At 68.8% G+C, this 12,338-nt stretch carries 11 protein-coding genes and 1 pseudogene; 5 read left to right on the top strand and 7 right to left on the bottom strand.

Going from position 1 to position 12,338, the window contains the following annotated elements; all coding sequences use genetic code 11:
- Positions 1-74: 74 nt before the first annotated feature.
- On the bottom strand, positions 75-1,040 hold the full coding sequence (locus O1G22_RS02435; protein ID WP_270079739.1) for a DUF1152 domain-containing protein: 966 nt from the start codon (positions 1,038-1,040) through the stop codon (positions 75-77).
- 668 nt (positions 1,041-1,708) lie between these two features.
- On the opposite strand from O1G22_RS02435, the gene O1G22_RS02430 reads away from it, so the two are divergent.
- Together O1G22_RS02430 and O1G22_RS02425 are read left to right on the top strand one after the other, a co-directional pair.
- Entirely contained in the window at positions 1,709-2,116 is a 408-nt protein-coding gene (locus O1G22_RS02430) for a winged helix-turn-helix transcriptional regulator (protein WP_270079738.1), read from the top strand.
- A 256-nt stretch (positions 2,117-2,372) separates the two neighbouring features.
- Positions 2,373-2,627: a helix-turn-helix domain-containing protein gene (locus tag O1G22_RS02425; RefSeq protein WP_270086298.1), complete on the top strand. Its 255-nt coding sequence runs from the start codon at positions 2,373-2,375 to the stop codon at positions 2,625-2,627.
- A 29-nt stretch (positions 2,628-2,656) separates the two neighbouring features.
- Here the strand turns inward: O1G22_RS02425 and O1G22_RS02420 are convergent, their stop codons facing one another.
- Together O1G22_RS02420 and O1G22_RS02415 are read right to left on the bottom strand one after the other, a co-directional pair.
- Positions 2,657-3,847, bottom strand: coding sequence for a cytochrome P450 (locus tag O1G22_RS02420; RefSeq protein ID WP_270079737.1), 1,191 nt, complete (start codon positions 3,845-3,847; stop codon positions 2,657-2,659).
- 377 nt (positions 3,848-4,224) lie between these two features.
- Positions 4,225-5,295, bottom strand: coding sequence for an ABC transporter substrate-binding protein (locus O1G22_RS02415; protein WP_270079736.1), 1,071 nt, complete (start codon positions 5,293-5,295; stop codon positions 4,225-4,227).
- A 664-nt stretch (positions 5,296-5,959) separates the two neighbouring features.
- On the opposite strand from O1G22_RS02415, the gene O1G22_RS02410 reads away from it, so the two are divergent.
- Positions 5,960-6,916 (top strand): hypothetical protein, encoded by a 957-nt coding sequence (locus tag O1G22_RS02410; RefSeq protein WP_270079735.1) that lies wholly within the window; start codon positions 5,960-5,962, stop codon positions 6,914-6,916.
- A 9-nt stretch (positions 6,917-6,925) separates the two neighbouring features.
- On the opposite strand, the pseudogene O1G22_RS02405 reads toward O1G22_RS02410, so the two are convergent.
- Positions 6,926-7,815, bottom strand: a pseudogene (locus O1G22_RS02405) (ABC transporter substrate-binding protein); the annotation flags it as partial.
- Positions 7,816-8,574: 759 nt separating this feature from the next.
- Here O1G22_RS02405 and O1G22_RS02395 point away from each other — a divergent pair.
- A complete protein-coding gene (locus tag O1G22_RS02395) occupies positions 8,575-8,841 on the top strand; it encodes a GNAT family N-acetyltransferase (protein WP_333492475.1) in 267 nt (88 codons plus the stop codon).
- Positions 8,842-9,091: 250 nt separating this feature from the next.
- On the opposite strand, the gene O1G22_RS02390 is transcribed toward O1G22_RS02395, so the two are convergent.
- The 3 genes from O1G22_RS02390 to O1G22_RS02380 all read right to left on the bottom strand — a co-directional run bounded on the left by O1G22_RS02390 (position 9,092) and on the right by O1G22_RS02380 (position 10,993).
- A complete protein-coding gene (locus tag O1G22_RS02390; protein WP_270079734.1) occupies positions 9,092-9,916 on the bottom strand; it encodes an MOSC domain-containing protein in 825 nt (274 codons plus the stop codon).
- Positions 9,917-10,323: 407 nt separating this feature from the next.
- A complete protein-coding gene (locus O1G22_RS02385; protein WP_270079733.1) occupies positions 10,324-10,833 on the bottom strand; it encodes a hypothetical protein in 510 nt (169 codons plus the stop codon).
- A complete protein-coding gene (locus tag O1G22_RS02380) occupies positions 10,820-10,993 on the bottom strand; it encodes a hypothetical protein (protein WP_270079732.1) in 174 nt (57 codons plus the stop codon). Before O1G22_RS02380 ends, O1G22_RS02385 begins: the two co-directional genes overlap by 14 nt.
- 406 nt (positions 10,994-11,399) lie before the next feature.
- Between O1G22_RS02380 and O1G22_RS02375 the strand changes: the two genes are divergently transcribed.
- Positions 11,400-12,335 carry a LysR family transcriptional regulator gene (locus tag O1G22_RS02375; protein ID WP_270079731.1) on the top strand — a complete coding sequence of 312 codons (936 nt, stop codon included), beginning with the start codon at positions 11,400-11,402 and terminating at the stop codon, positions 12,333-12,335.
- Positions 12,336-12,338 lie beyond the last annotated feature (3 nt).

Below are 12,338 nucleotides of genomic sequence, written 5' to 3'. Positions count from 1 at the left end.
GGCGACCTCGGTCCCGACTCACGCGGGGGCTCCCGGCAAAGGGATTTCCACGTGGAGGATCCTCTTGGTCACGGTCAGTGCGGGAAGGCCCGAGGGGGCCGCTGTCGGGGCAGTTCCTCGCGGAAGTTGGAGATGGCGGTGCTGATCTGGCGCATCAAGACGGTGTGCTCCAGCCGGTCGAGGTAGAGGTTCGCGCGTGCCAGGACGGGCAGGTCGACGCAGAAGTACAGTCCCATGAGCGGGTTGACGAACAGTTCGCTGCCTCGGGTGCGTTCGGTGAACCGTACGTCGCCGAACTCTCCCCGTACGGCGGCGGCGACAGATCCCTGCACGATGCTGGGATGGCTGGCATGGCAGTCCTGGGCGTGGGCGACCGCGTCGAGGTAGGCGGCGCCCTCGGAGCTCTCGCGGGGCAGCGAGAACGCGCCGAGATAGCCGCCGGCGCGGTCCAGGCCGGCCAGATTCTCCAGCACCAGAGAGTGGTTGACACCGTGGTAGGCGTCCACCCCGAAGCCCACGCAGGCCACGAGCCGGTGCGGGATCTCCTCCAGCCCGGCGACGGCTGCCAGGCTGGCCATGTCCTCCTCCGGAGTGCCGAGTCCGTCTTCGTCCCCGTGCATCAGGATGTCGGTGCCGCCGTCCACCAGCACGACTGCATCCACCCCGCCGATGTGCTCCAACAGTGCCCGGTAGGCGGCCCGCAGCGGCTGGACGCCCGTACGGGGAAAGGCGTAGACGGTGTGGGGGAGTTCCTGCGAGCTCAGCCAGCGGGCGAGAGAGCGCTCGGGGAAGTAGTCCCCGCGCAACGGGGTGTCCGGGCTGATGGCGGCCACGTCTTCTGCGACCCAGGAGTCGAGGTCCAGGCCGTACAGGTCGGAGAAGGACAGGCTGGCCAGGTGGACCTCGGCTCCGGCCGACCGCAGCGCGAGGGCCACGGGCAGCCCGGAGTAGACGTCGAAGCCCCCGCCCGCACCGGCGACGAGGATCCGGCGTGCCTCGCGAAGGCGGGTGAAGAAGGCGGGCTCACGGAGGGAGAACATCGTCAGAACCTAACAAGGCCGCTCCGCCACCGAAACAGGAGGCCGAAGAACAGGCAGCGGTCGCCGTGCAGTTCGGCGGTCTTCGGGCGGGAGCTCAGCGACGGGCTTTCACCAGTGCGCACGAGGACATTGCCCATCGCATGCTCTCTGCTCTCCGTCGGCCTGAGTGCCATCACCCGGACTTCCGGCACACGCTGTGCCGGGTCTCGCAGCGCCAGGAGCTGCCGCCAGGAACAGGCTGCGCACCCCTGGCCTTCTTGCCCCGCGGTTGCGGGAGCAGAACCCGGGCGAATGCATCCGTGTCGATGGCGGAGACGGTCCCCTCCACGGGGCATGGATGAGCTGCGGCTGCGGAACCGCCGGCCGCTTTCCTCCTCGGGGGAGGGGAAGTGGCAGGAGCACAGGAACCGGATGCGTCGCCGGACTCGGCCTACGACATCGCGGACAGCCCACGCTTCTACCTTCTCACTGCCCTTCCCCTCATCGCGGCGTACTGCTGCGCCTTCTCGTCGGGCTTTCTCCTGGCCAGGCGCTTCTCCCGTGGTCGCGCCGCCGTCTGGTCCGCCGGACGGGAACCATCTGAGCGCCCACTGGGCCGGCGCGCGGGGGACGACGCTGTGCGTCGAAGACGTGGCTGGCTCGGATCGCCAGCAGCGGGCTGCGGCGGTGTGCCCGTGGACGACGCTCTCGCCCAGGACTGTCCGATCCGCGAGGTGCTCGACCGGGTCGGCGACAAGTGGAGCACTCTGATCGTCCTGCGGCTCGGGCAGCGCACCCACCGGTTCAACGAACTGCACCGCGAGATCGACGGAATCAGCCAGCGGATGCTGACCCTGACCCTGCGCGCGCTCGTCCGCGACGGCTTGGTCAGCCGCACCGCCTACCCGACCGTGCCACCACGCGTCGACTACGAACTCACCGAACTCGGCCGCTCACTGCTCACCCCGATCACCGCGCTCCACGAATGGGCAGTGGCACATAGGGACGACATCCGCCACGCCCGCGCCGGCCACGACCAGGCGGCCCATGCCCCCCATGCGGGGCCGAGCCCCGAACCGCTGGCGGCACACCCTTGATCCGGTCACCGTCGAGGCTGCGCAGCCGGCGCCAGAACGGCACCGGGAATACGCAGACCACCGGCGATCCGCCGAGCCGCACCGTGCCGCAGGAACGGCCGAAGACCGCGCGGTCGGACCGACCCCGCTCAACAGCACGTCAGCCGAGCGCGACCGCAGTCTTGTTGCGGCCGCCCGCGAGGCGATCGCTGAAGGAGACCCGGCCGCGGACACGCTGTTCGCGCCGGCTGCATTGCTCGGTGTCTCTCCCTAATGCCTGAGCCGGAGCCGGGCGTTTTCGCGTCAACTCGGTGTCTCGGTGTCTCGGTGTCTCAGTGTCTCGGTGACCGGTTACCGCCGCCGCGTCCGGATCGGCCGAGCCCTGGAACGCGTGGAGGCCGGCGAGACCAGCCTCAGCACCCTCGCCGCCGACCTCGGTTGCGCCGACCAGGCCCACCTCACCCGGACCATACGCCGGCACCTCGGCCATACACCGACCAGCCTGCGACGGCTGCTGACTCCCGCGCCGTGACCGCGACCTGACCCCTCTCTGGTTCGCGGTCACGCGTCCCAGGTGACCGGGAGGCTCTTCACCCCGTAGATGTCCGCGCTCTCCGGGCGCAGGCCGACTTCTTCGGCGGGTACGGCCAGGCGCAGCGTGGGGAAGCGGTTGACCAGCGCGGGGAACGCGACCCGCATCTCGACGCGGGCCAGCTGCTGACCCAGACACTGGTGGATGCCATGGCCGAAGGCCAGGTGCCCGCCGTCCTGCCTGCGCAGGTCGAGCACATGGGGATCGGCGAAGCGCTCGGGGTCGCGGTTGGCGGTGTTGTACGACAGGACGACCGTCGTACCCGCCTTGATGGTCTGGCCGCCCAACTCGACGTCCACCAGCGCCGTCCTCATGAACGTCTTGGCGACGCTCAGGTACCGCAGTAGTTCCTCCACGGCCCGGTCGGCGAGAGCGGGATCAGCGCGCAGCGCGGCCAGCTGCGCCGGGTTCTGCAGCAGCGCGAAGGTGCCCAGCGCCAGCATGTTCGCCGTGGTGTCGAACCCGGCCGCCAGCAGGATCAGGCCCATCCCCCTGAGCTCCTCATCCGTCAGATCGCTGTCGGTGAGGTCGCTGAGCACGTCGTCGGTGGGGTTCGCGCGCTTGGCGGCCACAAGCTCCGCGAGGTAGTGCTGGGTCGCGGTGTAGGCCGCTATCAGCTCCTCTTCGCTCGTCTCCCCGCCGAGGAACGCGTCGATCTGCTCCTGGAAGGAACCCCGGTCCTCATACGGCACTCCCAGCAGCTCACAGATGATGATGGCGGGGATGGGCTTGGCGAACGCGGTCACCAGGTCGGCCGGCGGCCCGGCCTTCTCCATCGCGTCCAGGCATTCGGCCGTGATCTGCTCGATGCGCTCGGTGAGCTGACGCATCCGCCGAACGGTGAACTTGCCCATCAGCGGTTTCCGATAGCGCATGTGCTGTGGCTCGTCCATCAGGAGGAACTCGCCGGGCGGCGCCGGAGGCACCTCGAAGTCGCCCACGTTCAGGAGTTCCTTGCGCGAGCTGAACCGAGAGTCGGCCAGGACCGACCTGACCAGGTCGTATCCGGTGATCAGCCAGCCGGGTCTTCCGCCAGGATGGGTGTAGCGGCTGATCGGGCCGTGCCGGCGGGCGTCGATGAGCTCTGTCGGCGGGTCGAAAGGGCAGCCGGACTGACGCGCCGTCGGCAGCGTCGTGACGGTGTGGAGGGAATCGCCCATGACCTTCCTCATCTCGCGATGGCAACGTGTTTAGCGCACCTCGAAAGCTACGTTGCATTCAAAATGACTGTCAATCGACCGAAATGCATTTTCCCAGGTAGTTGGCGGTAAATTGATGCAATGACGCTGAGCCCGAATGCAACGCGCCGTTGCAATGAATGGCGGCGAAGGCAATGCTGACGGCATGTCCGGAGGGCGGTTGACCCGCACCGACGAGATCTCCGGCCTCGTCATGCCGGACGGGTCCTGGCAAAACCCCTGTTACACCTGAGCATGAGCGCACGAGGCCGGCGGTTCACCGGAGTTCGCCGCCGGCCCGGGGAGGGTCGGCGCGGCTCCCCGGTCACGGCGAGGAGGCTGACCACGGCGGTCTCGTATCAGCCCGCCGCGTTCTTCACGAACTCCGTCGTGTACGTCTTGCTCAGGTCCACGTGGGCGTTCGCGATGTCGGGGTCGAACGCCCGGAGAACCTTCTCGACGGTTTCGGGGCCGTCCCCGGGCATCACGCCGTCGCGCGTGAACATGGGCAACGCGTGCTGTATCGCTGCGGCATAGACGATCCCATTGCCCTGGGCGTAGTCGGCGGGCATCTTGTCGGCGATCTCGGACGGCGAGTGCGACGACATCCACTTGAGGGTTTTCACGAAGGCGTTGGCCAGCTTCTGGACGATCTCCTTGTGGCTGTTCACCCACTCCGTTTGCATGTAGAGGCTGGACGAGGGGTACGAGCCGCCGAGCGCTTCCTCGGTCCCCTCGACCGTACGCATGTCGAGGAGTATCTGCCCCTCGCCCTTGTCGATGATCGACGCGACGGTCGGATCGGTCGTCATGCCGGCGTCGATGGTGCCCTTCCGGAGCGCTGAGGTGAACGTCGGGCCGGCGCCGACGGCGACACGCTTGAACTCGCTCAGCTTCACTCCGTTCTTGACCGCGAGGTACCGGGTGAGGAAGTCGGTCGAGGAACCGATGCCGGTGACGCCGAGCTTCTTGCCCTTGAAGTCCCTGGGCGAGGTGATGGCATCCGCTTCCCTGTCGGAGACCACCTCCACCTCACCGGGCGCCTCTGCGAACTGCACCACGGACTCCACGGCCTTGCCCTTCGCCTGGAGGTCGAGGGTGTGGTCGTAGAAGCCGACGACTCCCTGGACCTGGCCGGAGAGGAGCTGGGTATGGGCCTCGACACCGGCGGGCTCTTCCATGAGCTGGACGTCCAGACCTTCGTCCTTGAAGTAGCCGAGCTGCTGAGTGAGCACTGCGGGCAGGTAGATGATTTTGTTCAGGCCGCCGACCATGATCTTGACAGGCTCTCCCGTGCCCGTGCTGCCGCCGGTGTCGGGTGTGGAACCGGCCGACTCGTTGCCACAGGCGGTGAGCGATGACAGAGCGAGCAGGCCGGTGGCGAAGAGTGCCGAACATCTGGCGGTCTTCGATCTGGCGGTCTTGCGCATGGTGGTTCACGTCCTTGCGAGAAATTCGGGAGAGCGTGTCGGTCCGGGCGCGGCAGGAGACGAGAGCGGTGCCTCAAAGGCCGTTCGGCGTTCTGAGCCCCATGGCGTCCAACGAAGACTGCGGCGCCCGTCGAGAGGGAGCAGTGAAGATCAATGGCGGCAGCACAGGCGGAGGCAAGCGTTCCCTCCACCTTCGATATGCCGTGCCGGCGCGGGGGCGGGGGTCTGCCGGCCTTGGCCACGCACGGTAGTTCGAAGGTGACGCGTTTCTGTGCTCACGGCGGGACCCTAAGCGCGGAACGGACAGAACAGCAGCCCCCTTGACGAAGGACGCCACTTGTGCTCGTAAGAACGCCTTCTGCTCATTGTGCTCACGTGATGTCAGCACGGATCCGCCGTGTGCGCCGTGTCCGCCGGGGCTTCGGGGATCGACTGCTCGGCCCGGTTGACCTTGCCCGTGGGCAGGTGACGGGTGCCCCAGAGGTCGGCCGGCTGGGCGACGAGGAACAGGCCCCGGCCGCCCTCATCGCCTGGGTGCGGGTCACGGGCAGGGCGATGTCGTCGCGTTGCGGGGTCGTCGTCAGGGCATCCGGTACGGCGGTGCCTTTCATAACGATCTTGGCTCAGGTCTTGCGTGGATCCTCATCCCCTTTAGCCTCCCGCCATGGCTTTTCTTTCAGGTCGTCGCAGAAGATCCCGCCTTGCCCCGGAACTCGACGACCAGGAGCTGGGCAAGCTGATGAAGAACCTGCTGGCGACCACGAGGGCAAGCACGATCGGTATGACGGACATGTGCGTGGCGCAGATCTCCCGTCTGCTGGAGCGGGAACCGGACGACTGGGACCGTCGGGCGCACCGCATCGGCGTCCTGGCGGAGTTCCTGGCCGGATGGCGTCTGCCTCGCTCCTGGGCCATGCGCGAGCCACGCAACGCGAACGCACTCGTACTCTACGCATGGAGCGAGGTTGCCCGAGCTCGCTCGCAGGGGAGCCTGGAGGACGCGGCCGGGGTGATCGACAGCTGTCTGCGGGCCGCCGAGCTCACTCCGGAGGACCCCACCCCATGGGTCGTCGTTCTGAGGGCGGCGCGCCTGGAACGCTGGGAGCAGTCGCAGGTGTTCGGCGTATGGAACGAGGTGCTGGCGCGCGACCGCTGGAACCGTGAGGCCTACCTCAACATGCTGAGCTATCTCACCCCGGAGGAAGCGGGGTCTCGCCTCCAGGTGCTGGAGTTCGTGGACGCCCTGTGCGCTCGCATGCCCGCGAACGCGCCCTGCGCCGCGACGGAACTCACCGCCCAGGTCTTGCAGTACCACTCCGTCCTCGACCGGGGCGGCTTCGAAGCGCTGGTGGCCCGTAATCACTGGTCCCAGGCCACGACTGCCCAAGCCCTCGACCGTGTGGCCCACAACTGGGTTCAGCCGGGATTCCTCCGGCACGCGCGGGCACTCGCCGACCTCAACATCCTCGCCTACGCGCTGATGGCCGCCGACCGGCGTCAGGAAGCCCGCGCGGCCTTCGAGGCACTCGGCGGCATCGTCACCCATTGGCCCTGGCAGACCGGCGGTGACCCGCTGACCGAGTTCGAGCAGATGCAGCGAAAAGTGACCCGCAGCGGGTGATGTGCTCTCTCAGCCGGAGTGAAGGATCCGAAAGCGACCGGGTTCCGCCGGATTCCGATCAACGACTTGGACTGGTGTCCGAGCCCATGGCCAGACGCTGATGCCCGGTGTGCGGGAGAACTGGATCTGCCGGCGGGTGCCTTCGACTGCGACGCGCGGCCAGGTTGCGGCAGTGCGCGCCCGGTCCGCGCCGTGAGAACGCAGTGCATCGGCGAGGACGGCGACCGTGTCGTAGCCCTCGACGGCGACGAAGGCGGGCGCTGCGGTCAGCCGCTCGCGGAGGGCCGTCTCGACTCGTGCACCGAGTGGGTTGAGGCGCTCGGGCCGGTAGCGCAAGAACGGGATCGCGGCGCCGTCGTCGCCCAGCAGCGCCGCCCGTTCGGCGAACTCGGGTTGCCCGGCCGGAGCGTCGATCACGATCTCGGCGAGGTGCTGTTCGCGACGGACAGACGTGACGATCGACATTGCCGCTCCGGGTGGCCGACCAGAAGAAGGAGGCTGTCGCGCGATGGCGGACGAGTTCGCTGCACACCGCCGGGGCGGGCGAGCTCGCGCATGTCGGGTTCGATGACGGTGCCGCCGCGTGGAGCGAGGCGCTTCCGCAGGATGCGGGCCTCAGACGCCCAGTAGACACTCGGCTCGGCTGCCACGGCGATGCGACTGTGGCCCGCCGCCGAGAAGGAAGTCTGCGTGGATCCGCCAGCCGTGGGACTGGGCCGGGGCGAGGCGCGCGCGACCCATTGCGTCGGCTGTTCGGTGAGCGCGTCGAGCACCGCTGACGAGCGGAGGAACGGCAGGCCGAGGGCATCGGCCCTGGCGGCAACGTGCGCGAGCGACGACGCTGTGATATTCCCCCGCCAAGGCAGCCACGCCGAGCGAGCCACTTCGTCTACGGCCGCGCGGCCCTCTCCTGTTGGCGTCTCCGGAGTGACGATGCGGTTGCGGTCTGCCTGGATCGCTGAGTGAACGTCAGTGGCGCCGGGAGCAGCCGAGCCGGGAATGACCGGCTTCGGCGCCCGGAAAATGATTCGATGCCTTCGCGGCCCCCTGGCACAGCGGCGCACCATGGATGACTCCGAGCTCGTGACTGCGGCGGACGTGCAACTCATGCAGGGCCTGGCGCAGCGGGTTACCGCCGTCCGTCCCGACCCGGTGAACAGCGGCGCGTCGCTGGGAGAGCCGGCCTGGGTCTGGGGCAAGGGGCACGCAAGCGAGGGGGAGAGCTGGCTGCGTCGGCCGTGGTTCTCCGGTGACGTTCTGGTCGCGTGGGGCTGGGCCTGTCTGCCGCACCGGGTGAGACGGAGCGATGGGTCGGTGAAGGACGTCACCAGCCCCTCTCTGGCATATCACGCCCATCCCGACCACAGCGAGCTGGTGGAGGAGGTGATCGACCGGTACGACGGTGCGACGGTCGGCATCGAGCGCACCGTGGTGCCGAGCACCGCCGATGAGTTCGCCCTGGAGCGATGGGTGGCACACGGCTATGAGACCGATCCGGCCGGGCTCGGTGACACCGGTTCCTGGACACAATTCAATCAGCGGGACCTCGAAGGCGTGGAACGGCCGGTGCTGCCGACGGATTCCGATTCCGCACCACTGACCAGGCCGGGCTGCAGGCCGCGGTCCAGGCTCACCTGGTGGAGGCACCGGACGGAACGATGGCGGCATCGACGATCATGTGGCTCGACGAGGCGAACAGGACCACCCAATTCGAGCTGGCCGGAACACATCCCGACTACCGACGGCTCGGGCTGGGCAGGGCGACGCTGCTGCACGCGATGCATCTGGCGCAGGAGGCCGGGGCCCGGCACATGACGGTCGCTTGCCTGGGTGCACCAGGGCATCCCACAGCGCGCGGGCTGTACTGCAGCGTCGGCTTCAGGGAGTTCACACGAGACGCACCGCTCATCAAGTCCGGGGGCTAGGACCTGGGGTGGGTCCCTGCCACGGCGGCGAAGGCCCCGCGTCGGCGACCAGGACGGGGAGGCCGGTGGAATCACCGTCGTAGGTGACGACACAGTTGTCGGACTGCCGCCAGCCCGGCCACCAGCCCGGCCACCAGCCCGGCCGGCAGCCGGGACGCGTGCATGATCCGAACCGTGCATCTGACAGCGGAGGCCCGCTGGTCCGGGCATGGTCCTGAGACCGGGAGACCAGTTGCCGCACTGGGCCGGATCACCCGAACCTGACCGAGTCCCCCAGCTCGATCCGGCCCGGCCGCACCACCTGCGCATACACCCCGGCACAGGGCAGCGCGGCCGCCCCCGGCAGCGGCACGGTCCGATTCTCCCGGGACACCACCCGCAACGCCTCCGGATCCGGGGGAAGTTCACCGTGCGCCAGGGTCGGGACGGCGCAACGCGGGGTCGACGCAGTGACCCGCAGCCGCACGTGCGAGCCGATCAGCAACTCCCGGTCCAGCCAGTCGTTCTCGGCATAGCCGTCGGCCTCGTCAGTCCGGATCACCAGGTTGGGCCGGTACCGCTGCCACGCCACGCCCGTACGGCCCAGCGTGGCCGTGGTGATCAGGTGCACGGGCGCGAAGTCGAAGAACGTCCCGGTGGGCGCGCCCTGGCCGAAGCGGCTCACGGTGTAGGGCACGTCGGCCGTCGGCCCGGCGGCGAGCACCTCTTCGGGTACGGCCCGGTCGAGCTCACCCTGAACGGGAGGTTCGGCGATCAGCGCCACCTCCCGCCCGAACAGCCGGGACAGCGCCACCGAGACGTCCGAAGCGTCGGAAGCGTCCGAGACATCGACGGCATGCAGCCGCAGCCCCTCCGGCCCAGTGATCTCAACCCCGTCAGCGCCGGTAGCCGTCGACAGCTGAAGCAACTTCCGCCAACGACTCGGGTACTTGGCGCTGGCCACCTTGCCGGTCGCCAGATCCAGCAGGGCCAGCGCCCGGTCCCCGGCCAGTCCTCGCTCGGTCACCTCGGCGCGCGGGATTTCCTCTCCCAGCAGGGATTTCACCGGGTAGCGACACAGCAGTTCGATCTTCATCCCGCCATCCTGCCGGACGAGCCGCCATCGTGCCGGGCCGCACAGCGGTTGCTGGTTCTCGGGAGAACGGACGGCAGAGAGCCCTCAGGTGCGTAGGGGATCAGGTGGGTGAAAGCGAGCTGCGGCAGAGGCTCAGTGCAGTTGCGTGCGGGGTTCGGGCCGGTGCACGCCGCGTGGCCGGTAGCCGAGCGCGTCGGCCACGCCGACGAGGTCGGCCAAGTATCAGATGACGGCGAGCCACATCTCGGTGCCTTGGAGGCCGGGACGCGTCTGCGGGTCTCCGGCTGTGAGGGGGTGCGGCGCGCGAAAAGCGAAGCCTTGGCCGTCGACCCAATGGGTCGACGCGTCGCGGAGCAGTCGACCCGCCAGCGCGGTGACCTCGTTGGTCCGGTAGCCGGTGGTGCGGGTCAGCCACAAGGGGTGGGCGATGTCGAGGATATTGCAGGCGATCTGGCGGTCGCGGAGCGTGTAGCGCGGGTCCCGGGCGTGCGGAGCACGGAGTCGATGACACGCTCGGGATAGGGCACAGGCAGGCCGTACTGTGCGAACGTGCCTCGACTGGCCCGGTAGAACCCGTTCACAGCCGGCATCAGCCCGTCGGCGGGACTGCCCTTGCCCCACAGACCGGTGCGCGGGTCGGCATGAGCGAGCAGCCACCCGAACAGGGCCTCCAGCGCACCCGGCTGCCCACGCACTCCCTGCTGCCGGTTCCACATGATGGCGGTGCCCAGGGTGTCGACCCAGTCGCCGCTGTACCAGGGATTCTCCTGCCAGGGCAGACCTTCCAGATAGCCGATGACGTCACCGGCGGTGAGTGCGACGACGCCGACGAACGGGTGGGGAAAGACGCTGCCGAGCAGATCCAGGGCGTGCCCGACACACAGGAAGTGATAGCCGGTGTCGTCACTGAACGGCACCGCAGTCGCATCCGACGCCGTCGATGGTGCTGCTGAGCGTCTGCTGGAAGCGGCTTTGCCGGGCCCGGTCGTCGGCCGTGGCCTGCGTCCAGCAGTGCCACGGTGAGTAGTCGAACAGGGCGGGGCTGGAGGGCTCGCTGATGGCTGGGCGATCGTTCATGTCATCCGCTTCAGACGGTGTTGACTCAGGCGCTGCCGCTGTCCAGAGCGAGCGCGTGAATCCACGGCGGCATCACCAGGGGGCCCGGCGTGGTCATCGAAGAGGAATGAGCGGACTGATCATGCGGGTCCCGGGCCCACAGCCGCCATCGCTAGAGGGAAGTCCTCTTGAACGCCGCCCGGGAGACGATGCTGGAGGTGAGGCTGCGGAACGCGTCCTGAATGTCGTCGTGGACCTTCCAGCGGATGCGTCGCCGGCACGGCGGCGTTGGGATCGCGCGTCCCTCGGACGAGAGCGCGACCACCGCAGCGCAGTTGATCGAGGAGCGGACGTGGCAGCTGCTCGCGCAGCCCGCAACAGAGATCCGCGAGACACAACCAACGGTTGTGCCCATAGGGTGGTCGGTATGGACCTCGACACCGTCCGGACCTTCGTCGCCGTTGCCGAATCGGGACAGTTCCAGGAGGCCGCCGCGGAGCTGGCGGTCACCCAGCAGGCCGTCTCCAAGCGCATTGCCACGCTGGAACGCAGCCTCGGCGTGCGGCTGTTCACCCGCACGGCGCGCGGCGCCCAGCTGACCATCGACGGGCAGGCGTTCCTGCCCCACGCACGCGAACTGCTGCGCGTCGCCGAGCGCGCGGTCGCCTCCGTGCGCACCGGTCACCGTCCACTGCGCGTCGACGTGATCGCCTCGCGCGTCGCGCCATCGGGCCTGATGCGCGGCTTCCACCACGCGCACCCCGAGATCGACCTCGACGTGGTGATGCTGTTCGACGTCGAGACGGCCGTGGCCGCCCTCCGGTCCGGCGCGATCGACGCCTCCTTCCGCGCCGTCGCGATGCCTGGTCGGCCGCTACCCGAGGACATCGAGTCCCACCGGGTGCTCGACGAGCCGCACCAGCTCCTCACCGGCCCCGCTCACGCGCTGGCCCGCGCTCGGTCGGTGACCCTCGCCCAGCTCGCCGGGCACCGGATCTGGATGCCCGGCATCGTCCCCGGTACCGAGTGGGCCGCCTACTACGACGCCCTCGTCGCCGAATTCGGCCTCACCATCGAGGCCACCGGCCCCAACTTCGGCTCCGACGCACTCCTCGACACCGTCGCCGACACCCCGGCCCTGGCCACCTTCACGACCGAGCAAACCCGCCTCGTCTGGCCTGCCGGCCACGGTCTGCGCCGTATTCCGGTGACCGACCCGACGCCCGTCTACCCGCACTCGCTTCTCTGGCACCGGGACAACCCCCACCCGGCGCTGGCCACCCTCCGCGCGTATCTCGCCGCCACAGCGACCGGCCACGGCGCCGCCGGGACCTGGGTGCCGGACTGGGTGCTTCCGCGCTGAACC

Source organism: Streptomyces camelliae, assembly GCF_027625935.1.
GTDB lineage: Bacteria > Actinomycetota > Actinomycetes > Streptomycetales > Streptomycetaceae > Streptomyces > Streptomyces camelliae.
The sequence above is the reverse complement of the archived record's forward strand: the minus strand, read 5'-3'. Positions and strand labels throughout refer to the sequence as shown.

What these genes read in the sequence shown, in the direction of transcription:
- O1G22_RS02420 (WP_270079737.1), bottom strand. Translation starts at nt 3,847, where the DNA reads ATGGGCGATTCCCTCCACACCGTCACGACGCTGCCGACGGCGCGTCAG.
- O1G22_RS02410 (WP_270079735.1), top strand. Translation starts at nt 5,960, where the DNA reads ATGGCTTTTCTTTCAGGTCGTCGCAGAAGATCCCGCCTTGCCCCGGAA.
- O1G22_RS02435 (WP_270079739.1), bottom strand. Translation starts at nt 1,040, where the DNA reads ATGTTCTCCCTCCGTGAGCCCGCCTTCTTCACCCGCCTTCGCGAGGCA.
- O1G22_RS02395 (WP_333492475.1), top strand. Translation starts at nt 8,575, where the DNA reads ATGGCGGCATCGACGATCATGTGGCTCGACGAGGCGAACAGGACCACC.
- O1G22_RS02390 (WP_270079734.1), bottom strand. Translation starts at nt 9,916, where the DNA reads ATGAAGATCGAACTGCTGTGTCGCTACCCGGTGAAATCCCTGCTGGGA.
- O1G22_RS02380 (WP_270079732.1), bottom strand. Translation starts at nt 10,993, where the DNA reads ATGAACGATCGCCCAGCCATCAGCGAGCCCTCCAGCCCCGCCCTGTTC.
- O1G22_RS02375 (WP_270079731.1), top strand. Translation starts at nt 11,400, where the DNA reads ATGGACCTCGACACCGTCCGGACCTTCGTCGCCGTTGCCGAATCGGGA.
- O1G22_RS02415 (WP_270079736.1), bottom strand. Translation starts at nt 5,295, where the DNA reads ATGCGCAAGACCGCCAGATCGAAGACCGCCAGATGTTCGGCACTCTTC.